We start from the raw sequence: 21,989 nt of genomic DNA, 5'->3' as shown, positions 1-21,989 counted from the left end.
TTAAAAGCCCCTTATCTTACAATCATTTTGGGAGTAATACCCCTTAAGAAAACGCGGTCTAAATTTACCCAACTGTCAGATAATATCGGAGCTATTACATATAAGGAATGCTCTACAACGGTCTCGGTTATCGCCAGTTGGCGGAGTAAGGGACGCGGATTTGTCGGCTTATTAATGGTTTGTTGGTCAAGTTAATAATTTTCTTACTAACGGTGCCGCTTATTGGCGATGAACCGTTGTTGTGTGCTGTATCTCTAGTTGAATTTGTATTCTAAATCCTCCTGTAGGCTTATAATTTTTAAAATTTGATAAGCGTATTCGGAGATAAGCTTTAATAGGTCATTTAAATTTTTATAGTCTAGTTTTATAAGAACAGTCTTAGTATCTATTTCTGAATAATTAAACAGATATTCAAATGTCGCAAAATGTTCCTTAGATTTATTTATTTCTGATCTTTTTAGTCTACAACTTGAATGGGTAATAGCGTGTCTGCATTTTGAAATGATAGTCCAAAAATGTTTAAATCGTATGTTGCCCTTAGTGTTTTTTTATTTATTCAATAATCCTGAATCAAAACATCCGTCGGGATGCGCAGCTGAGTATTTAGTTTTCTAATCATCTCCAAAGTAAGTTTGCGCTTTCTGTTCATTATTTCGCTCACGCGACTTTTAAAACCAATCATTTCTACTAAGTCCTTTTGTTTCAATCCCATCTGTTCCATTCGGAAATTGATGGCAGAAATCGGATCAGGCATTTCGACAGGGAAATTCTCATTTTCGTAGTTGTCGATTAAAATTGCCAAAATCTCCAGTTCGTCCCCTTCTTTTGTTCCTTGCTTCGCATCAAAAATAACTTCGAGTCTCTCGAGTGCCTTTTTATAATCTTTTTCGTTTCTAATTGGTGAAATGTCCATATCAAATTTCGTTTGCGTTAATCTTATCATATTCAGCGTGAGTACCGATGAAGCGTATCCATGCAAGTTTGTATTCAAAATTGAATTTTACAATCAGTCGATAGTCATTCCCTTTAATGTTGAACACAATTCGGTTGTCCTTTAGTATACTGGCGCTGGGATAATCCCTTCTCAGTTCGTTTATCGAAGCCCAATTGGATTTTTCGGTCTCACGATACCACGCCTTCAATTGAAGTTCGCAGTCACCGTGTTTTTCCCAAAAATCCCTTAAGGTTCCACGCGAAAATATTTTCACATTAATTTCTTTAACGCAAAGCTACAAAAAAGGTTACCAATTCGGGAACAATTGACGGTCTTTTTTTTTATTAAGGGCAACGTCGCGTATAAAAATAGTGCGGCGGTTGCCAGCGATAATTTTCGGAAGGAAAACAGACGCAGCAAATAAGCACGGATTTTCGATTAAGCACCTAATTTAGCATTATTTTTATACAATGTTATCCACATAACCAGCCCTTGAGATTAATCCGTTATTTTCGGTATCAAAATATGTTTTGGTATTTTCCCTTTTAACCAGCCAATCTTCTTTAGCTTTATTATATACCTCGTCCAACGACATAGGTTCGGCTGCGACTCCAAAGTCGTGAGAGCCAATTCCATTTTCGTTTTCGGTCCATTCCAAATCTTCTTCTGAAATATCATCTGATAATCCTTCAGTAATAGTATATTTAAAATGTCTTTGAGTAATTTCTCCATTAGATACGCTTATGGTGGTTTCCCAAGAGGAACCAGCCCAAGTTCCTGAAGTCACAGTATATTGGTAGGAGTTGTCAGTTGATTCTTTAAAATCGAGCCAGGCTTTTTGGCTATTTTCGAAGTCATTTTGATAGTTCAAATCATCTGATTCACAAGATGAAATTAAACTGCATATCAATAGCAATGCAATAAGGTGAATTTTGTTTTTCATTTTTAAATTTTAATTGTTAAGATGTAAATATTTACTTTGGTTATGTCAAATTGGCTACAACTACTGGCTAAACGCAGCCATTGCGGTTAGTCCCCTTTTGGCCGTACGAACACAGCCTTCGAAAGATAGAAAAAATCCAAGAAAATTCAACTAGCTTTTTCATTTCTATTCCGCTTAGCTATCCAGCAAATCTCCCGGAGAGACGATCTGACCCAGGTGTTTGCTGCTCACATGGGTGTATACCTCCGTGGTTTTGCTGGAATTGTGACCCAGAAGCTGCTGAATATACCGCAGATCTGTACCCCCCTCTAATAAATGGGTAGCAAAACTATGCCGAAAAGGAGAAAATCAACGTGGTGACCTGGCAGGAATACATGAACCAACAGTTGGTCAGGTACCAGATTACCATGGACGATCCGGAGACCAATCGGCCATAGCTGCGCCTTTCCCCTACAAAAACCCCAGCACCTGAAGCGCCTCCATCGTCACCCCTTTTCTGGCCTGAAGAAAATCGGCATCGCTGACTGCCGGGCCGGGGGCCAGGTTGCTGGCAAAAAAATACACGGCTCCCCCCTTTTCCAGGTAGCCCACAAACCAGCCGTTGTCCACCCCCTGATCCACCGACCAGCCGGTCTTTCCACTTAGCCGGTAGTCCCCGCTTTCCTCGATCACCATCATCTCCCGAAAGGTAGACAGGGTCTCGGGGGCCAGTTTCAGTTCTCCCTGATAGAGCCGCCTCAGAAAGCCGACCTGCTCCATCGGGCTGATCCGGGACTGCCCCCGCAACCAGAATTGATCCAGGTTGTCGGCACGCACATCCATCTGCCCGTAATCAAGTCGGCTCAGGTAATCCCTCATCCGCTCCACCCCTATTTGCCGGGCGATTCCCTGGTAACAGGGCACACAGGACAGGTGAAATGCCTGTCTGAACGTCAAATCCCGCTCCCATTGGGACATGGCTCTTTCCTCTCCTTCCCAGGGAAATACCGTTGTTGCATCTTCCACTATGCCCAAATCCAGGGCTATCAGGGAATGTGGGATTTTGAAAGTAGAGGCGGGTAACTGGCCCTGCTCCGCCGGGGAAAAGTCGTTGGAATACAGCCTGCTGCCCTGAAAATCAGCCACCAGCAAAATGCCATGGAGCCCAGCCGAATCCATTATCTGCTGAAAATCGGGATGGACTTGCTTGTCCAGCTCTTCTTGCGCCTCCACCTGCATGAACAGCCCCAAAGTCAAGAGCATTAGGGTCAGATATTTTTTTCTTAACATGATCCATCCGTTTTATGGCCGCAATAAATAAAGGCATTTTGAAATGTCCCGCAGGTTTTCACAAAAAGAAACATTTATTTTCAGGATGCAGGTACAAATGAAACTTTTCCTGACTAAATTTCCGCATTCATTTCACCCGCAGGTCAGGTACCGGAGAAAGTCAGCTCCTACGAAATGGATCTGTCCCATTTGAAAAATGGTTCGTACATCCTCCACCTTGACAACGGCAATTATCAGAAAAAGCAAAAATTTATCAAAAAATAAGTTTAAAAGTTAAAATGATACCATTGAATTATTCCGCCTTGCGGATTTTTTCTTTGAGGCTCCTGGAAGAAGTCCCAGACAAAAGCGATTCAACCGGCCATTAAAAACTTTCAATCTAGTATTTTAACCGGGCATACATTATATCAAACATGACAATTGTTTTTTATGTTTTACATTAACAATGTTTGATTCTAGAACGATTTTAAAACCGGCTATATCATCACTGCGAACCTTTTTTTGTGGTGCTATGGTTTGGCAGTCAGGTTTTACTCAGGATTCCCACTGTTTCCACTGTAAAAAGTCCATTTAAAGCCTAACGATAACGTTTTTGTTAAATACCTGTAGGCCAATGTATTAAAAAGCCACATCGTCATCCCGATTTCTTTATTTAAAAATAGGATGCCGTTCAAAAGGTTTCTCCCGGTCAAACAGGTAGCGGTAGGTATGGTGGGTCTTGTAGATAGAAGCATTCAGCTGCTCACAAACTCGCATCATTTTGGGATTAAAGTCTCCTATCCAGTTCATTTCAATGGTTTTGTAGGAGAGCTTTTTTTCGGCGATGTTGTCCCGGTATTCCGTTATCATGGCACTCTCCACCCCTTTTCCCTGAAATTCAGGCACTACACCAAATACCAGACCCAACATTTTATTGGGGGGATTGAAGGTCTTGTTCCAGATAAATTTTAACTTACCCATCAGGTCCAGCTTGCCATTAACATACTTAAACAATTGGTTTATCTCTGGTATATTGATGAAAAATGAGACCGGCTCTCCCTTGTAAAAGCCGAAATAAACCAGGTAAGGGTCAATCACAGGCTTCATTTTGGTCAGCATCAGGCGGGCCTCTCTCTCAGAAATGGTTTTGCCCATATGCCTGGCCCAGGCCTTATTGTAGACTTTCATGAAATATTCCGGGAACTTCTCCCACAACTCCTTGCCTTTCAGGTACCGGAATTGAAAATCCTTATCAAGGAGGATATTTTTCGCCCGCTCTTCCATTTTAGGATCCAGAGTCACCCCCCTGACCGCCCTCATATAGGTAAATTGGCGAAAGTACACCTGAAAGCCATACTCTTCAAAAAACGACTGGTAGTAGCCGAAATTCCAATACATGTTGTAGTTGGGCGGCGAAAACCCATCTACCAGCAGGCCCCACCATTTATCCCGCTCCCCAAAATTAACCGGCCCGTCCATGGCCTCCATCCCCTGCGCTTGCAACCAATCCCTGGCCGCATCAAAAAGCAAAAAAGCAGCCTCTTTATCTTGAATACACTCAAAAAAACCCATGCCTCCGGTGGGCTGTTTTTCTTTCCACTTGGGATTGATAAAGGCGGCATTGCGGCCAATGGTTTGTCCCTGATCATCTAGCAATAGCCAACGGATGGCCTTACCGCCGCTTTTATACAATTTATTCGTTTCCGGATGAAACAGGTCTTCAATGTCCTTATCCAGAGGTCGAATCCAGTTTTTCTCCTCCCGGTACAGCCTCACCGCCATTTCTATAAATTCCTTTTGATGGGCTTTTGTGCTGACTTCTACTAATTGCATAGGTATATTTTATCGAAAAATCTTTTTAGTTCGCATTTGGTGCGATCACCTCAGCGTACAGATCAAATTCGGTAGCATCCACTATTTTTGCCGAAACAAAATCGCCGATGCGACAATAGCCACTGGATGCGTCTATCAACACCTCATTATCCACCTCCACCGAATCGTAAGCGGTCCGGCCCACAAAGTGGCCGCCTTCTTTTTTATCGATCAGCACTTTAAAGGTTTTGCCAATTTTCTGTTGGTTCAGTTCGAAGGAGATTTGTTCCTGAACTTCCATCAATCGATTAGCTCGCTCCTGTTTTACTTCTTCCGGCACATGATCTTCCAGACTATGGGCATGGGTATCCTCTTCATGGGAATAGGTAAATACACCCAATCGCTCAAAGCGCATGCGCTGAACAAAATCCATCATTTCTTCGAATTCCTGCTCTCCTTCTCCGGGATGCCCGGTGATCAGTGTGGTTCGGATGGCGATACCAGGTATCCTTTCCCGGATTTGGTGGATCAGGGCTTCCTGTTTTTCCCGGGTGGTGCCCCTTCGCATGGTTTTTAGTACAGAAGTGGACCCGTGCTGCAAGGGGATGTCCAGGTAATTACAGATATTTTCTTTCGCTGCCATCACGTCGAGTATGTCCAGGGGAAATCCCGTGGGATAGGCATAATGCAGTCGGATCCATTCGATTCCCTCCACCTCGGAAAGTGCTTCCAACAAATCCGCCAGGCGGCGTTTTTTGTACAAGTCCAAACCATAATAGGTGGAATCCTGAGCAATCAGCAGCAGCTCCCGCGTACCGTTGGCGGCCTTGTGCTGTGCCTCCTTCACCAGTTCTTCGATAGGCCGGGACACATGTCCTCCCCGCATCAATGGAATGGCGCAGAAAGAACAGGGACGGTCACAACCCTCGGAAATTTTCATATAGGCATAATGGGAAGCATGCGACAACAGCCGCTCCCCTACCAGTTCCTGCTTGTAATCGGCTTTAAACTTCTTCAACAAAGCCGGCAATTCCCGGGTACCGAAAAAAGCATCTACCTGGGGTATCTCTGCTTCCAGGTCATCTTTGTACCGCTGGGACAGGCAACCCGTTACGTACACCTTATCTACAAGCCCCTCGTCCTTCGCCCTGGCGTATTCCAGGATCGTATTGATAGACTCTTGCTTGGCATTGTCAATAAATCCGCAGGTATTGATGATGACGATGTTATTGTCCCGACCATTGGACTCATGCCGGGCATCAATACCATTTCCCTTTAGTTGGCTCAACAGCACTTCAGAGTCCACCAGGTTTTTGGAACAGCCCATGGTGATGATATTGACTTTATCTTTTTTTAAGGTTCTTGCTTTCATAAATTCCTGCAAAAGTACAAAATATACCTGACATAAAACCAGTGGTACCGGTCGGTCATGGATGATGTTATTATATTATTAATTGAGAATGATTTTTATAATGAATCCTTAACCGCCCATCTTCCGGTTAAAAATTTATTACCGCTACTTTTGGAAAAGTAATACAGCGACCATTTTTTTATTACTCCTTGCAACATTTTTACGAAAGGCCCCGATGAGAATCGGTGCCTTTTTCTTTTCTAAGTCAGATCCCCTGCTGGAGACGCCTTCGGTTCGCAGCCCATAAATTCCGAGCGAATTGCTGGTTACCCTTAATTTTCTACGCGATATTTGTAACCAAACCAAATTTCAGACCTCCATGCCCGGGCACGAAGAAATAAACCAAAATCTGAGAGAGGAATTTGCCAATAGCATAACCCATCTTTTTGGAATTCTGTTCAGTATCGTGGCCATTGCCCTGTTGGTCGTTTTTTCGGTCCTGAACGGAACATTGATCCACGTGGTCAGTTGCAGTATTTTCGGGGCCACCATCTTACTGATGTATACCTTTTCCACCCTTTACCATGCTTTTCCCGAAGGACCTGTCAAATCTTTGTTGCGAACCTTCGATCACATCAGTATCTATTTTTTGATTGCCGGAACCTACACGCCCTTTTTATTAATTGGCCTCGGAGGAAGTTCGGGATGGGTATATGTAGGCATCGTCTGGGGACTTACCCTGATTGGATTGGTTTTTAAAATCTTTTATACCAATCGATTTTCGAAACTCTCACTTATCCTCTACCTGAGCATGGGCTGGCTGGCCGTCTTTTTCATCCGGCCGCTGGTTGCCCAACTCCAACTAAGCGCCATCATCCTTATTGCAGCGGGAGGATTGGCCTATACCATCGGTGTTATTTTTTATACCAATAAAAAAATGCGCTATGCCCATGCGATCTGGCACCTTTTTGTATTGGCAGGGACGGTGCTGCATTTTATTGCCATTATGGGCATGATCACCTAATCAGGCGCGCCCCTTGTACAGTGACTATCTCGTCATACGTAGCATGTGACCCAGGTCACAGGAAATGGTACGAAATTAGCGTAGCTTTAATTTAAATTTCAACCAAAAAAAAACGTAGACTATGAGTTATCACATGGATCAAATACTGGAAGCAGATTCCATAGATATAGTAAAAGAAAAAGTAACCGCTGCACTGAAGGAAGAGGGCTTTGGGGTATTGACAGAAATTGATATTCAGGCCACGATGAAAAAGAAGTTGGATAAAGCATATCCTCCGATGCTGATTCTCGGTGCGTGCAACCCTGGGTTTGCCGACAAGGTTCTGAGCATTGACCCCAACATGACTGCCATGTTGCCTTGCAATGTGAGTATCCGCCAACTGCCCAACGGCAAGTTTGAAGTTTCGGCCATTGACCCGGAAGCCGCCATGGTCCCGGTAGGCAAGGAAGAAATCAAGCCCCTGGCCCGGGAAGTAAAAGAAAAGCTGGCAAAAGTCATTGCCGCTTTGGCCTGATTGGAATAAGACGAATTTCTGAAACTGGGATTTTGTCCATGCATTGAAACCGTACACAAATCCCCCTGCCCACTTGGTAAGGGGGATTTTTTCGTACCACACAATTTATACGCTTACTTTTTTCTGTAAATTTGTGGTAGGACTAACAATGAATAAAATTTAAATCTGTAAGCTTTTTTCAGGAAGGGGCTATTTTCGTCCCTAAATCCCCCAGCCCCCTTTGAGAAAGGGGGATTTGCTAAAAATGTAATTTGCTGCGGAAATTGGGGAATATAATCGAACTGAAGGAACGGGAGGACTTTGAAATACCGTAAACCCAAACGGCACAATTCCCCCTTATCAAGGGGCAAGGGGGATTTTTTCGTGCTTTTCCAATGTATACAACTGCGGAAATGGGGAAATATAATCGGACTGAAGGTACGGGAGGATTTTGAAATACCGTAAACCCAAACGGCACAATTCCCCCTTGTCAAGGGGGCAAGGGGGATTTTTTCGTGCTTTTCCAATGTATACAACTGCGGAAATGGAGTAATGTAATCGGGCTGCGAAAAGGTAAGGCTGTAGGATACCGAACATTCGAACGCGTACAAAATCCCTCCGCCGCGGCGAATGGTCAAGCCCCTGTCCCGACCAGAGTCGGGAGGGATTTATCTACGTAACCACCAACCAACAAATCGGTTCATTAAATAGCTGCTACTTACTTCTCAAAAACCAGTGAATCGGGCTTCACGCCCAGCTCTCCCAGTGCCTTTTCCACTGCGGCCATAAAACCTTCAGGCCCACAAAGGTAAAAATGACGATTTTCAAAATTCGTGATTTTCTTCTCTAAATACGCCTTGTCTATCCTACCCTGGTCATAGGCTGTATCGGCCTGCTTTTCGATAATATTGTGGAATTTATGACCCAGAATGGATTTCAATTCTTCAAACAGAATGATATCGTCATTGGTCCTATTGGCAAAGATCAGTTCGTTATTACCAATTTGATTTTTTTGACGCAGGTCTCGGAAGATAGAGATAAACGGAGTGATTCCAGCTCCACCGGCAATGAACACTCCTTCTCCTTTATAGGAAATAGCACCCCAGGCATCGCCAATCTCCACACTGTCACCCGGAACCGCTTCCCGCAGTCGCTTGGTCACTCCCTCGTGATCTGTGTAGGTTTTTATGGTGAATTCCAGGTTAGGGTCTGATGGCAGGCTTGTAAAGGTAAAAGGCCGCTTCTCCTCAGCCCAACCTTCTTTCAGCAGGCTTAATTCCGTAGCCTGTCCGGGAACAAAAGAATACCCCTTGGGTTTCTCCATCTGAAAAGCAAAGGTATCGTGGGTGACCTGTTTTTTATCTAAAATTTTTACTTTAAAATTTTCCATGATTGCATTTATTTCTGTTAAAAACTTATGTAAAATACCGCAAACATTAATCCAATAATGGAAATATTGGGGGGAATTTTTACTTTCGTGACCGGTGTATTTCCAAATCAAAGATGAAATCGAGCATGTCGCAAGCGACACACGGAGGGATGATTATAAAGCATGCGAGCTTCCATATGGCCGCTTAAAGCCAATTATAAACAGATGAAAATAAGCGAACGCGTATACGAATGGATCACAGATGAGGGTGAAGTACGGGCTTGTGCCAATATTTCCGAGGATGCCTGTCGGGAAACACCTTCTAATTTTTTCAAAAATGTATCCAGTGGTGCCTTGTCTAAGTTGGCTGGGCAACTGGTCAGTCCTGGCACTACCCTTCCCTGGGTCTTGGCAGCTATGGGTGTTCCTGCCGCTTTTTCAGGAGCCCTGGTCCCCATCAAGGATGCCGGATCACTTTTACCGCAGTTAGTAGTTTCTGCAAAAATCCGTTCTTTTCCCAAAAGAAAATGGTTTTGGATTATCCCTGCCTGGATTCAGGCATTGGCATTACTGGCCATGGCTTTTGTGGTATGGAACCTGGATGGCATTGTGGGTGGATGGCTGGTGCTCGCCTGCCTGGCCCTGTTTAGTATTAGCAGTGGGGTGGCCAGCATTAGTTTTAAAGACGTGACGGCCAAGACCATTCCAAAAGGAAAAAGAGGGCAACTGCTAGCCATGCGGGCTACTTCCGGGGGCATTCTGACACTGTTGGTTGGCGTGTTGATTCTTGCCGATTTCTTCAAAAATAGCGATCGGGAATTTTTGTTTATGCTCGTGCTTTCCGGGGCCGTCCTTTGGGCACTATCCGGGTTTCTATTCAGTCTTATCCATGAAGAAGCCGGCGCGACCTCCGGTGGCAGGACCCCTGTACAGGAAATTAAAAAGGCCTGGGTGTTTTGGCAAGAAGACCAAAACCTGCGAAAATTTATTTTTACCCGAGGCTTATTGATGGCCATCCCGCTGGCCCAACCATTTTTTGTGCTTCTCGGAAGATCCGAAATAGGCGAAGAGGTAAGTAATCTGGGGATTATGGTTTTGGCCGCGGGAATTGGCAGTGTCATCAGTAGCCCTTTTTGGGGAAGATTCGCCGATCGATCCAGCAAAAAACTAATGATTGCCATCGCATTACTTGGCATGGTTAATATCGCGCTTATGGCCTTGTTTCCGCTCTGGCCAGAGTCGTTTCAGAATAGCTATTCCTTTGCCGTCCTTTTCCTGATACAAGTCATGGCGCATGGAGGTGCCCGGTTAAGTAGAAAAACCTACCTGGTAGATTTTGCCCCCGAAAAGGACCGCCCTTCCTATGTATCCTTATCCAATACAGCTATTGGCCTCTTTACATTAGTAGGCGCGGGTCTTGGATCGCTGGCGAGTATCTTTGGTATTTCGCCCATGCTTTGGATTTTTTCGGCATTATTGCTTGTCGCTGCCATTTTGGGAAGCCAATTAGACGAGGTCCAGGATTGAAAAGCCTTCGTTTCATTGGATTTTCGGAAAACAGGTAAAACACAAGTAAAATTTTATGTAGCATAAACTGATTTATACCCCTTGTTTATTGTAATTTATTTTATAAATACAATAAATTCCTTATATTATTTTATATCTCCCAAATAATTCACTACATTTCTTCTACAGTTCAGCTAATGAAAGTGAGCGTTGGTAGGGAAATTAACCGATTTTGACATGATGAATATCGCAATTTTAGGAGAAAGTAAACTGGCAAGAAGCCTGGGTAACCGGTATATGAACAGGGGGATAGAAGTGATTTTTGGTGTTAAAAACAATTTTGAGATCAAGGACATCGAATGGAAAATTTACAATAAATTCCTTGATAAAGTACTACCCTATTCTGAGGCAATCGCTAAAGCTGACCTGGTTTTTATATGTAGCGAAAATGAATGCTTACCCTCCATTTGTGATTCCTTGCTTCAGGAAAAAAATCCCGACACCATCATCATCGATTGCACGAATAGTTCTTATACAGAAGGAAACTCTGGAAATACTTCCCTCATTCAGGAAAAGCTGGGTAATAAAAATTTGTACAAAGCCTTTAACAATCTGGGCATGGACTATCCGAATTCAGATCCGCTGGGGGTAATACAGGAAACCTACTATTGTGGGGAAAACAATGAGAATAAAGCAAAGGTGAAAAAATGGATCGAATTGGCCGGTTTTAAGGCCATTGATGCCGGAGCCTACGATAGTGCGCAATTGCTGGAGGCCTTTTATCACCTAAAAATGAAAATCGCCCACCAACAAAAGCAAAACAGCCAGTGCCATTTTAAGCTTATTTCAGTATAGACCAAAAATTAATTCTACTCTGTTTTTTCACTAGTAGGCGTTTTTACAACTTCCTGTTAATTTCTGCTCTTTACTGCCTGATAGATTCCCTGAGGTGGTCATTTTTTTGCATCGGGGCTCCGAAAAAATAAATAGATACCTATATTTGGAGTGGAATCTATAAGCAATGCATTATACATTAAATCAACTACAGGTATTCTTAAAGGTAGCACAAACCCAAAGCGTCACAAAAGCCGCAGAGCTACTTCACCTCACTCAACCAGCGGTTTCCATTCAATTGAAAAACTTCCAGGCTCAATTCGATATACCGCTGACCGAAGTAGTGGGTAGGAAAATATACATCACCGAATTTGGGAAGGAAATCGCTGAAGCTGCCGCCGAGATCATTAATCAGGTCAACGGCATCAATCAAAAATCGTTACAATACAAAGGGCAACTGGCAGGGAGACTAAAAATCACCATTGTCTCCACCGCCAAATACGTCATGCCTTACTTCCTTTCTGAATTTTTGAGAAGAAATCCAGGTGTGGAATTGCTCATGGACGTAACGAATAAACAAAGAGTGGTCGAAAGTCTGGAAGCTAATGAAGTTGATTTTTCCATGGTTTCCATACTACCGCAAAAGTTGAACCTGGAACACATCGACCTGCTCCCAAATAAACTGTACATGGTAGGCAAGACCCGATCTTCTTTTGATGAAAGCCGCTCTCTGGAAGAACAATTTGACGAATTAAACTGGATCTACCGGGAAAAGGGCTCCGGAACCCGGCAGATGATGGAGTCCTTTGTAGAACAAAATCATTGGGCCATCGCCAAAAAACTGGAACTGACCTCCAATGAAGCGGTCAAACAGGCAGTCATCGCTGGCCTGGGCTTTTCTATTATGCCACTAATCGGACTGAAAAACGAGCTCAATAATGGAGACATCAAAATATTTTCTGTCTCAGGTTTGCCCATGGCCACCATGTGGCAATTGGTATGGGTTAAAGGAAAAAAACACAGCCCGGTCGCTCAGGCGTTCATTTCGCATATTAAAAAGGAAGCAGCTACCCTGATCCAAAAGAATTTTGATTGGTACATCAAATATTGAGCTGTCCCCATTCCCGTAAGTTACTTTTTTTCAAAACTTTACGATAATTATAAATTATTTTTATGTTTTTTATAATAAATATAAATTTTTATTAATAACTATTCGTTTTTAGGTTTGCAGGAAACAAAATCAGCTGTCTCATGCAAAACAACCTTTATTTAGTTTGTCCACTCGGTTTTTCCGAATACTTTATCCAAAGAAAATACGGAACCCATCATTATTTCCTCACCGCATTGGGGTCGGTATTCCGATTCGATGAACTGCCGTTCATCGAAAAGTTAGTGGATTTTTTCGTGTGTGATCCTGTAGACCAGATTACCATCGTTCACGACCTGAATTGCCCCCTGAAAAGAAAAGTGATCAATCACTCGAAAACCTCGACCTCATTTTCGGAAAAGCAGTTGTTTGATCTCTACATTGACCACTACTACCAGATCAATCGCTTCGATTCAGAAAAAGAAAAAGTGAGGCAGTTGGCTTTGATTCATATCGACAGCCTTAGCCATCAAATAGCCCATCATTCCCTATTACAGGGGCTAATACGAGAAGAGGGCATAAAAATCAACGGACTCTTAGTCGATCCCTTAATTGATCACGCGCAATTTATCAACCCGGCTGTACCTGCAAGCGACAACGCCGTTTACTCCGCTGTCTAAATTTAGATCCACCACCACCTTACTTCGAAACTATGAACGTGCAATTGCTTCTGCAAAGCCTGACCAACCCTGCCTTATTGTTTTTTTTTCTTGGGATCCTTGCTGTCAGGCTCAAAAGTGATTTAAAAATACCGGAAAACTCATCCAAATTTATATCCCTTTACCTTTTATTCGCTATTGGCTTTAAGGGAGGTCAGGAACTGGCGCATAGCCAATTTGAGATGAAAATTTTATGGGCCATCCTTTTTGGAATGGCTACGGCCTGTATCATACCTCTATACACGTTTTTTGTTCTTAAAAAGCGAATGGGGGTAGAAAATGCGGGCGCCATAGCAGCGGCCTATGGATCCGTCAGCGCAGTTACCTTTGTTACCGCAGCTAGTTTTCTGAAAATGCAAAGCCTTGATTTCAGCGGACACATGGTAGCCATAATGGCCCTGATGGAAGCGCCGGCTATTATTCTGGGCGTTTTGCTGATCAGGTGGTTTGGAAACGGTCATGGAAAACAAGCCAGCCTGGGGAATTTACTAAAACATTCCATCACCAACGGCAGCGTTTTTCTGATTTTAGGAAGTTTGCTTATAGGTTTTCTCGCCAATGAACAGGAAGCAGAAGGCATTAAACCCTTCACCACCGATATTTTCAAAGGTTTCCTGGCGATCTTTTTGCTGGATATGGGAATTACCAGTGGCAAAAAACTCAAGGACTTTCTTCAATCGGGATGGTTTACGAGTGCCTTTGCTGTGATCATTCCAATTCTAAATGGTTCGCTGGTAGCTTTTCTCAGCGAATGGGTAAGTCCTGAACCAGGCGATCGGTTTATGTTGGCTATCCTGGCTGCATCGGCCTCCTATATAGCAGTGCCTGCCGCAATGAAAATGGCCGTTCCTAAAGCGAATCCGGGCATCTTTTTGCCCATGGCACTTGCTGTTACATTTCCGATAAATATTACCATTGGCTTTCCCATTTATTTTATGATTATCCAATAAACACCGAATGACCCTTTGCAAAATTCAAATCCTTGAGCAAAATTCCGGATTAATTTCCTCCGGTAGCAAAGATGCGGTTTACATTAAATCCCAATCGGAATTCTTCTCCGGGAACACCGTTTCCTCCTGCCAACAGGTATTGTTCGTTCAGTGCCGGGGAGGTGACAAAATACATTTGAAAGACATGTCCTCCCGCTTCCACATCGATACCAACCCCTACATTATTACGCAATCCATTATTTAAATTGGGTATCCATTGCAAGGTCAGGGAGGACATGGCGGTCACTTTATAGTTACCGGAGAACCCCAAAGCCAAATAAAGCTGCTGATCTCCCTCTATGGAATAGGCCGGTAGCGGACTGTTAAAATAGGCCAATAGAGGACTCAATTGAAAACTGAGTTTTTTGGTGATCTTTCTTGCCAGCATTACTTGCGCAGCAAAACTACTCCTTTGTGCAAAATCAGGGGCGTTTTCCTGCAGGTAGGCATAATCCGACGTGTTTACACCAGCTGCGGCCATTAGGGAAAGGGAAAAAGGCATTGTTTCACTTTCAGTTTGCTCCAGCAAGTGGTACCTTCCATACAGGTTGTAAAATTTATCCCTTCCGGAGCGGGAAACTCCCAGAGAAAACTTGTCCTTAAGCGCATACTCAAAGCTAAATTGAATGTTTGCCCCGTTGTCCAACCCATAAAGGTTTCGGAACCCTCCATTTACCGGACCAAAAGTATGCATGATGGCAAAGTGAAGCGTACTTTTATCCAACGCCTCCACCGTAAGTAGGTTTATGTGGCGGGGAGCGTGAAACACGAGATCCGTTTTCCGATCTTCCGTTGCCAATTTCCTTTCCAACTGTGCAAAGGAGACTCCGTGAATTAAAAATAAAAGCAAGGTTCCAACAGCAGTCAGGAGCCTGTCGTATTTTGTTATCGTGTTCATTTCATTCGTTTTTTAAGGCGGCTTTGATGGTGACTTGTTGAATTTCAGACAATTCGTAAAACATCAGTTGGGGTATGGCTATGTCAAAATCACCCAATTTTACCTGGAAATCGGCCTCCAGAAGTACTTCTGATGCTGAAATTTTAGTTAGCTTTCCGGATATGATCCTATCCTTTTCCTGACCGTGTATTTTAAAGGTTCCCACAGCCTTTACCATCACTGCTTGGTTTAACTTAAGTGGACCTGATTTTTCGAGCTTGCCTGAAAATTCCGCAAAAGGATATTTGTTTGTCTCCAGGTAATTTTCACGCATGTGGCGGTCCCGCAACCCAATGCCTGTCTCAAGGGTATTAAGGTCTATGTAGAAATCAAACGTTTTGCTAGCAAGATCCAGAAGGCCATTGAGCTTTCCGGATTCGCCGGTAAATTCATTCAGGGATGCGGAAGATAAAAAAACCACTTCCCCGGTTTCCGTCTTATACTCCTGAGCCAAAGCCTCCTCCACCAGTAGCAGGTAGACCACGGGGAGTAACCATAAACGCTTCCAACTCATGATAAAGAGATTTTTAGATGATCTTCCTCCCGGCTTATGGGATAGGTGGTCAGGGGTCGGGTAGCTGGACCGTTTACCACTTGTCCCGTAGCATCAAATCGGGATCCATGGCAGGTGCAGGTAAAAATCCGATCCCCAAATGTCCAGTTCCTGTCACATTGGGAATGCGTACACACGGAGGTCAACGCGCTGAACTGCCCCTCCATGTTCACTACCAGCAGCCGTGCTTCCCGAATTAACATCCATCCTCCTGATGCGGCCAGGGTTTCGTTTCGTGCCAAATCAATGGTTACCTCCTGCTGGCCAATTTGAATTCCATTGCCATCTTGATCCCCATTATTGTCAGGGAGCATGTCTTCCTCTTCCGTACATCCCGTGAAAAATCCGATTCCTAAAACGGCCATGCCCGATAGCAGGCCTGTTTTCTGCAGAAAATCCCTTCGGTTTATTTCCAATTTCCCTTGTTTCACTATTGGTCTCTTTTCCATAATCAATTTTTTTTTTGCTTCGCTTTCTATGTTTTAGGGGCATTTACGAGCTGGACTGTGTGAACGGATTCATTGATTGGCAAAAAAAAAGAAACGTTTGTTACTTGCCTTTCTATTTCGTGGTATACTGAAGGTATTTCTTCACGCCGTGCATCAGGTTTCATTGCAAATGTCCCCGGTACCGCTTACTTTGATGCATCCAAAGACTATTAACCCATGAAATGTATTCCTGCTATTTTACTAATGTTCCTTTGTGCTCTTGATTTTTGCGCCCTGGCACAACCCAGTCCATCGCCTGTCCTACCTGATTTTGAGCAGGCTTTTGAAGGATTAAGTAGTAACCCTTCCTGTACTTTTATCCTAAAAAACCACCTTGAATATGAGGCAGAAGGGGGGCATCTCCAGGGCATACAGCGCCATGGCAAATCAACGCTTTTTATGAGTGGTAGTGCTGAATTGGTGAGTTACATGGTTTTGGCAGACCTCAGCAGCGAACAAACGATGGCCATTGATACCCTGATGGGTTCGCCTTTCCGGCATGCCGGAGGATTTCAGATTTTTGATCATTATCTGGCCGTAGGAATCGAGGACAATCAAAAACGAAACGTATCGGTTGTACAAATTTACGATCTGAATACCCGAAAACCCTGGTCTAACCCTGTTTATAGCGTGAAACGAACGGGTGAGTACGAACGAGTAACCGCAGGGGCCGTTGGGCTAACCGCCTACCGGCAAAAAATCTGGCTGCTGGTGGCCAATTGGGACAGTAAAAATCTGGATATCTACTCCTGTCCGGAAGCTGATTTTTACCGGAGAACTGGTGATTTTACGCTGGAAATCAGTATTGACACGGGTACTGAACTCCGCAGCTCCTGGTCAGATCCGGATTGGCATTCCTATCAAAACATCAACTTGTTTACCGACCAGAAAGACAAGCTGTATCTGGTAGGAACGACCAAAATCAACGGTGAAAAACAGGTTGCTGACCTGTATCAACTGATTTTAGAAAATTCACCTGCCCGAATTCGCAAATTATCCAGCAAGTTTTTTTACCCCGGAAAACCGGTTGATTTTAAGGCTGCCGCCGGTTTGGTGGTGAGGGCTGATGGCTACCTGGAACTACTGGCGGCTCCTTATCAGGTAGATGCAGAAACCAGGGTAGATGTATTTTCGCAGTCCCATTCTCCTGCAAACTGCCAATAAGCAGGCATGATTACCTTACCAATCGTTTTTAATTTCCGTTCTCCTTCTTCAAACCGTCGCTGTACCAACCGTTTTTAGGACTGATCTATACTTTGAGCTTGATGAAGTTTAGTCGATCTCTTTCACAAAATCCCTCACCCAGCGAAATGCCCTTCCGGGAGTATATAAAAACTGCACCATCATGGGGATATGCCTTTTGTTCCTTTGAACTTTATAATCCGGTTTTGGCACAAAGTCCTTGTAAGCATCCATAAACCGAGCGGTACCCTCCAAAATACTGGGATAGGTTTTTCCACCTATCATTATGAGCATGGGAGGCATGTCCCCGTGCAGGTAATAAATTGGCGATGTCTCTTTCCAGACATTGGGATCATTTGTAAACGTCTTCAGATGGGAGGTTCCGGGCTCGTAATTCTGATTTACCAGGAAATGGTACATATCCAATCCCGCAGCATCTATCAATGCAGCACCTGTCACAGGACTTTCCATTTCCAAGCTGTCAAAATAAGTGTCCCTAATAGCCACCAAAGCTGCCAAATGACCTCCGGCCGAATGGCCCGAAACCACGATCCTTTCCGGATCCCCTCCATAACCCTCGATATTGCTGGCCACCCAATCCAGGGATTTGGCTGTCGCGAGTGCCATGGCCTGAATCTGATATTGGGGGCTTAATGGGTAGTCAATGATGACAGTCACAATATCCCTTCTGGCCATCCGTCTGCCAAAAAATCCATAACGCTCTTTGCTGCCTGATCGCCAGCTACCGCCATGGATAAACACCAGAACAGGAAGAGGGCTATTGGCATTTTTGGGGGCAAATACATTGAGCTGCTTTTCGGGCAATTCTCCCAAAAAACCTTCCTCCATGTAGGTTATGTTTTCAGAAACGGTAATCCCTTTAAAGGAACAAGAAGCTGCCAGTACGAGCATTATAACCGAAAGATACTTTATCATGATTTCTGATTATTAGTTAACTTTAACAAAAATGGTCCGGCCACTTACTGGTAAGATAAGGAGTGAATTTCATTTTTAAGCGAAACAGGTGTGCGCTCCCTGATCCTTTGCCTTTCTATGGTTAGCGTACCAAATGTAACAGATCGATTGAAAAAACCTTGCGAATGACACCCACAAACCGTATTAAATTTCAGGATCTACAGGCACTTAATGATCGTTTTGAACCTTTGTTAAGCCAACGCATCCTGGAAGTCATCCAAAGCGGTCAGTACGTGGTGGGGGAACAAATCCGGGAATTTGAAAAAGAATTTTGTGCTTTTACCGGGATCGGTCATACCATCGGTGTGAGCAATGGAACCAATGCACTGGAATTGATTCTCAGGGCTTACCTGGAAATGGGGCGCATTCAAAAAAATGATGAAATACTGGTTCCCGCAAACACCTTTATTGCCACCTTTTTGGCCATTGTCAGTCAAGGCCTCGTGCCAGTTCCAATAGATCCGGAAATACCTTCGTTCCTGCCGACAGCCGACGCCCTGGAGAAAAAAATCACACCAAAAACCAAAGGGTTGGTAATGGTCCATCTCTACGGTAGAACCGCTTATTCCAGAGATATTGCCGCGCTTTTAGATTCCAAAGGAATGTTATTGATTGAGGATAATGCCCAGGCTGTCGGAAGCCAGTTCGAAGGCAGAAAAACGGGCAGTTTGGGCGGTGCGGCTGCCCACAGTTTTTTCCCTACGAAAAATCTCGGCGCCCTGGGAGATGCAGGAGCCGTTACCACGGATGATCAGGAACTGGCTACAATCATCCGAGCCCTGGCGCATTATGGAAGGACGGGAAGCCATTGCTATACCTATGCCGGAACCAATTACAGAATGGCTGAAATTCAGGCGGCTGCACTCCGGGTTAAATTACCCCACCTGGATCAGGATAATAACCGAAGGATGGCATTGGCAAATACCTATTTGAGAAACATTAGTCATCCCGACATACTTCTTCCTAAACCCGAAAACCTGGCTTTTCACCATACCTGGCATCTTTTTACAATATTGACCAAAAAAAGACAGCACTTGGTTTCTTACCTGGACCGGAAGGGTATTGAAACGGCCATTCATTATGCAACCCCACCTCACCGCCAGCCTGCTTTCAGAAATAGCATGAGGCATCGATCCTTACCTGTGACAGAAAAAATCCACCGGGAAACCCTCAGCCTACCGCTTTACCCGACCCTGTCCGATAAAAATATCCGGTATATAATCGACACCGTCAACGGATGGTAAGCCACACCTCCACCGCACGGCCGGTGTAAGCCTGGTTAAGATTCGTTTGGCCTCTTTTCTTACAGCCGGCAGGGATTGCGCCTTCCAAATCTTTTCTCTCGCCAATCTTGCTGCCTTTTCAGGATCCACGATCGGAAATGGATAGGTCTCTCCCAGGGTAAAACCCGGTACTTGTCGCTCAATCGGTGAGATTTTCCATATCCCGAAAACCATACTAGGAAAAAAAAGTTTACAGGGCATGAACCATCACGCTAACCTTTCCCCAGAGGATACAGACCGAGTGATCGAAATGGCCTGGGAAGACCGGACCCCTTTCGATGCCATTTACCGGCAATTTGAGCTCCCGGAAAAAGACGTAATCAAACTCATGCGCCGGGAATTAAAGGAAAGCTCCTTCCAAATGTGGAGAAAACGGGTGCAAAACAGATCTACCAAGCACCAAAAGCGTAATCAGTCAAAAGGAAGCGTCCGATTTAAATCAACCCGCCAGAAAAGCATCAGCAATAATCAGATCACCTAAATCCCGGTCGCTGGAGGTGTTTGTTTTCTATTATTCTTTCCTGAAATTTTTGAATGCATTTATCAGTCCGTTGGTAGAGGCGTCGTGTCCGCTGACCGTTTCCGGGGAAGCCAATTCGGGAAGAATGGATTTGGCCAAAACCTTTCCCAGTTCTACTCCCCATTGGTCAAAGCTGTAGATATTCCAGATGGCTCCCTGCACAAAAATTTTGTGCTCATACATGGCGATCAAAGCTCCCAGGGTAGCCGGATTTATTTTCCTGACTAAGATCGAATTGGTAGGGCGATTTCCCTCAAATACGCGATGGGGAGCTATTTTATCGATTATTTCTGGTGCTTTTCCCTCCTTCTCCATTTCTTGTTGCACCTCTTCCAGGCTTTTGCCATTCATCAGCGCCTCTGTTTGAGCAAAAAAGTTTGACATCAATTTTAGGTGATGATCTCCCAATGGGTTGTGGGTATGTGCAGGTGCAATAAAGTCACAGGGAACCAACTGGGTACCCTGATGGATCAACTGATAAAAGGCATGTTGCCCGTTGGTGCCCGGTTCTCCCCAGATGACCGGTCCGGTGGAATAATCGACTTGCTTGCCCTCCCTGTTTATGCATTTACCGTTACTTTCCATGTTTCCCTGCTGAAAATATGCTGGAAACCGGTGCATGTACTGATCATAAGGTAGGATGGCTTCAGATGCTGCCCCTAGAAAATTAGTATTCCAGATTCCTATAAGAGCCAGTAGTACGGGTATGTTCTGTTCAAAAGGTTCCTGCCGAAAGTGGGTATCCATGGCATGCGCACCTTCCAGGAGTTTTCTGAAATTATCAAACCCTACTGAACAGGCGATGGTAAGCCCAATTGCTGACCAGAGGGAATACCTCCCTCCTACCCAATCCCAAAATTCGAACATGTTATTCAAATCAATTCCAAACTCGCGAACCGCATTTCCATTGGTAGAAAGGGCGACAAAATGTTTGGCCACTTCTTCTTTGTCGTGGGCATTTTCCAAAAACCAATCCCTGGCCGTATGGGCATTGGTCATGGTCTCTTGCGTGGTAAAGGTTTTTGAAGCTATAAAAAATAAGGTTGTTTCAGGGTTCACCTCTTTCAACGCTTCGGTAATATGGGACCCATCCACGTTGGATACAAAATAGGTTTTGATATGAGGGTGCTGATATGGCTTCAGTGCTTCCGTAACCATCACCGGTCCCAGGTCACTTCCGCCTATACCAATATTAACCAAGGATTCTATGGGTTTTCCGGTATATCCTTTCCATACCCCTTTGGACACTTTTTCGGAAAACACCCTCATTCTTTCCAACACCTTGTTGATTTCCGGCATAACATTTTTCCCGTCCACATAAACGGGGGCATCGGACCTATTTCTGAGCGCCGTATGGAGTACTGCTCTGTTTTCGGTGCCATTGATTAATTTTCCGGTAAACATGGCCTCGATTGCGGTTTTCAGTTCGGTCTGTTCGGCCAGGTCCAGTAAAGATTGCCTGATTGGATCGTCTATTCGGTTTTTGGAATAATCCAATAGGATGTCCTTAAACCTTACTTGATACTTTTCAAATCGCTTTGCATCATCCTGAAATAACTTTTTTATGTGAATGTTCGCTTTAGAAGCCTCCTTTAGTGCTTTCCATGCCTTCGTACTACTTGGATCAATATTTTTCATTGGCCTGTTTTGTTCATCGTTAGAGGAGTAAAACTAAAAATAAATGCCCGCAAGAAAAATTAGATTCTAAAAATGCCAGGTGGAAAAAAAAAGCTAAAAACTAA

Annotated in this window: 23 protein-coding genes and 1 pseudogene; 11 read left to right on the top strand and 13 right to left on the bottom strand. The window is 44.2% G+C overall.

Annotated elements, in window-relative coordinates; translation table 11 throughout:
• Positions 1-556: 556 nt before the first annotated feature.
• The 5 genes and pseudogenes from GKS34_RS22480 to blaOXA form a co-directional block, all read right to left on the bottom strand.
• The gene (locus GKS34_RS22480) at positions 557-913 is read right to left on the bottom strand and encodes a helix-turn-helix domain-containing protein (protein ID WP_163387267.1); all 357 of its coding nucleotides are present in this window, start codon (positions 911-913) and stop codon (positions 557-559) included.
• 1 nt (position 914) lies between these two features.
• Positions 915-1,208, bottom strand: coding sequence for a type II toxin-antitoxin system HigB family toxin (locus tag GKS34_RS22475; protein ID WP_163387266.1), 294 nt, complete (start codon positions 1,206-1,208; stop codon positions 915-917).
• 189 nt (positions 1,209-1,397) lie between these two features.
• On the bottom strand, positions 1,398-1,877 hold the full coding sequence (locus GKS34_RS22470; RefSeq protein WP_163387253.1) for a hypothetical protein: 480 nt from the start codon (positions 1,875-1,877) through the stop codon (positions 1,398-1,400).
• 174 nt (positions 1,878-2,051) lie between these two features.
• Positions 2,052-2,213: pseudogene (locus GKS34_RS22465) on the bottom strand (tyrosine-type recombinase/integrase); the annotation flags it as partial.
• 114 nt (positions 2,214-2,327) lie between these two features.
• Positions 2,328-3,146, bottom strand: coding sequence for a class D beta-lactamase (blaOXA, locus tag GKS34_RS22460; RefSeq protein WP_163387252.1), 819 nt, complete (start codon positions 3,144-3,146; stop codon positions 2,328-2,330).
• Positions 3,147-3,263: 117 nt separating this feature from the next.
• Between blaOXA and GKS34_RS23805 the strand changes: the two genes are divergently transcribed.
• The gene (locus GKS34_RS23805; RefSeq protein ID WP_369074271.1) at positions 3,264-3,410 is read left to right on the top strand and encodes a T9SS type A sorting domain-containing protein; all 147 of its coding nucleotides are present in this window, start codon (positions 3,264-3,266) and stop codon (positions 3,408-3,410) included.
• 384 nt (positions 3,411-3,794) lie between these two features.
• On the opposite strand, the gene GKS34_RS22450 is transcribed toward GKS34_RS23805, so the two are convergent.
• Complete coding sequence (locus tag GKS34_RS22450) at positions 3,795-4,958, bottom strand: hypothetical protein (protein WP_163387250.1); 1,164 nt, start codon at positions 4,956-4,958, stop codon at positions 3,795-3,797.
• Positions 4,959-4,983: 25 nt separating this feature from the next.
• Positions 4,984-6,309, bottom strand: coding sequence for a 30S ribosomal protein S12 methylthiotransferase RimO (gene rimO, locus GKS34_RS22445; RefSeq protein WP_163387249.1), 1,326 nt, complete (start codon positions 6,307-6,309; stop codon positions 4,984-4,986).
• A 358-nt stretch (positions 6,310-6,667) separates the two neighbouring features.
• Here rimO and trhA point away from each other — a divergent pair, with 358 nt between their 5' ends.
• Positions 6,668-7,312: a PAQR family membrane homeostasis protein TrhA gene (trhA, locus tag GKS34_RS22440; protein WP_163387248.1), complete on the top strand. Its 645-nt coding sequence runs from the start codon at positions 6,668-6,670 to the stop codon at positions 7,310-7,312.
• A 121-nt stretch (positions 7,313-7,433) separates the two neighbouring features.
• Positions 7,434-7,826: a DUF302 domain-containing protein gene (locus GKS34_RS22435; RefSeq protein ID WP_163387246.1), complete on the top strand. Its 393-nt coding sequence runs from the start codon at positions 7,434-7,436 to the stop codon at positions 7,824-7,826.
• Positions 7,827-8,523: 697 nt separating this feature from the next.
• Here the strand turns inward: GKS34_RS22435 and GKS34_RS22430 are convergent.
• A complete protein-coding gene (locus GKS34_RS22430; RefSeq protein ID WP_163387244.1) occupies positions 8,524-9,195 on the bottom strand; it encodes a ferredoxin reductase domain-containing protein in 672 nt (223 codons plus the stop codon).
• A gap of 162 nt (positions 9,196-9,357) precedes the next feature.
• On the opposite strand from GKS34_RS22430, the gene GKS34_RS22425 reads away from it, so the two are divergent.
• The 5 genes from GKS34_RS22425 (at position 9,358) to GKS34_RS22405 (ending at position 14,270) form a co-directional block, all read left to right on the top strand.
• The gene (locus tag GKS34_RS22425) at positions 9,358-10,701 is read left to right on the top strand and encodes an MFS transporter (protein ID WP_240459426.1); all 1,344 of its coding nucleotides are present in this window, start codon (positions 9,358-9,360) and stop codon (positions 10,699-10,701) included.
• A gap of 216 nt (positions 10,702-10,917) precedes the next feature.
• Positions 10,918-11,535, top strand: a complete 618-nt coding sequence (locus tag GKS34_RS22420; protein WP_240459425.1) for an NADPH-dependent F420 reductase — start codon at positions 10,918-10,920, stop codon at positions 11,533-11,535.
• A gap of 166 nt (positions 11,536-11,701) precedes the next feature.
• Complete coding sequence (locus GKS34_RS22415) at positions 11,702-12,625, top strand: LysR family transcriptional regulator (protein WP_163387243.1); 924 nt, start codon at positions 11,702-11,704, stop codon at positions 12,623-12,625.
• A 140-nt stretch (positions 12,626-12,765) separates the two neighbouring features.
• On the top strand, positions 12,766-13,281 hold the full coding sequence (locus tag GKS34_RS22410; RefSeq protein WP_163387241.1) for a hypothetical protein: 516 nt from the start codon (positions 12,766-12,768) through the stop codon (positions 13,279-13,281).
• A 32-nt stretch (positions 13,282-13,313) separates the two neighbouring features.
• Complete coding sequence (locus GKS34_RS22405) at positions 13,314-14,270, top strand: sodium-dependent bicarbonate transport family permease (RefSeq protein WP_163387239.1); 957 nt, start codon at positions 13,314-13,316, stop codon at positions 14,268-14,270.
• 49 nt (positions 14,271-14,319) lie between these two features.
• On the opposite strand, the gene GKS34_RS22400 is transcribed toward GKS34_RS22405, so the two are convergent.
• From GKS34_RS22400 to GKS34_RS22390, 3 genes are read right to left on the bottom strand one after another with little or no spacing between them, the layout of a single operon-like run.
• Complete coding sequence (locus tag GKS34_RS22400) at positions 14,320-15,207, bottom strand: DUF5777 family beta-barrel protein (RefSeq protein ID WP_240459424.1); 888 nt, start codon at positions 15,205-15,207, stop codon at positions 14,320-14,322.
• Between the two features lies 1 nt (position 15,208).
• A complete protein-coding gene (locus GKS34_RS22395; protein WP_163387237.1) occupies positions 15,209-15,760 on the bottom strand; it encodes a YceI family protein in 552 nt (183 codons plus the stop codon).
• Positions 15,757-16,248, bottom strand: coding sequence for a QcrA and Rieske domain-containing protein (locus GKS34_RS22390; RefSeq protein ID WP_163387235.1), 492 nt, complete (start codon positions 16,246-16,248; stop codon positions 15,757-15,759). Before GKS34_RS22390 ends, GKS34_RS22395 begins: the two co-directional genes overlap by 4 nt.
• A gap of 216 nt (positions 16,249-16,464) precedes the next feature.
• On the opposite strand from GKS34_RS22390, the gene GKS34_RS22385 reads away from it, so the two are divergent.
• A complete protein-coding gene (locus tag GKS34_RS22385) occupies positions 16,465-17,451 on the top strand; it encodes a hypothetical protein (protein ID WP_163387234.1) in 987 nt (328 codons plus the stop codon).
• A 108-nt stretch (positions 17,452-17,559) separates the two neighbouring features.
• Here GKS34_RS22385 and GKS34_RS22380 read toward each other — a convergent pair whose 3' ends face one another.
• On the bottom strand, positions 17,560-18,405 hold the full coding sequence (locus GKS34_RS22380) for an alpha/beta hydrolase (protein ID WP_163387232.1): 846 nt from the start codon (positions 18,403-18,405) through the stop codon (positions 17,560-17,562).
• Between the two features lie 164 nt (positions 18,406-18,569).
• Here GKS34_RS22380 and GKS34_RS22375 point away from each other — a divergent pair, with 164 nt between their 5' ends.
• Positions 18,570-19,688: a DegT/DnrJ/EryC1/StrS family aminotransferase gene (locus GKS34_RS22375; RefSeq protein ID WP_163387230.1), complete on the top strand. Its 1,119-nt coding sequence runs from the start codon at positions 18,570-18,572 to the stop codon at positions 19,686-19,688.
• Between the two features lie 238 nt (positions 19,689-19,926).
• A complete protein-coding gene (locus GKS34_RS22370; RefSeq protein WP_163387228.1) occupies positions 19,927-20,208 on the top strand; it encodes a TIGR03643 family protein in 282 nt (93 codons plus the stop codon).
• 30 nt (positions 20,209-20,238) lie between these two features.
• Here the strand turns inward: GKS34_RS22370 and pgi are convergent, their stop codons facing one another.
• On the bottom strand, positions 20,239-21,885 hold the full coding sequence (gene pgi / locus GKS34_RS22365) for a glucose-6-phosphate isomerase (protein WP_163387227.1): 1,647 nt from the start codon (positions 21,883-21,885) through the stop codon (positions 20,239-20,241).
• Between the last annotated feature and the right edge of the window lie 104 nt (positions 21,886-21,989).

The organism is Cyclobacterium jeungdonense (assembly GCF_010994275.1).
Taxonomy (GTDB): Bacteria; Bacteroidota; Bacteroidia; order Cytophagales; family Cyclobacteriaceae; genus Cyclobacterium; species Cyclobacterium jeungdonense.
This window is presented reverse-complemented; position numbering and strand designations above follow the sequence as displayed.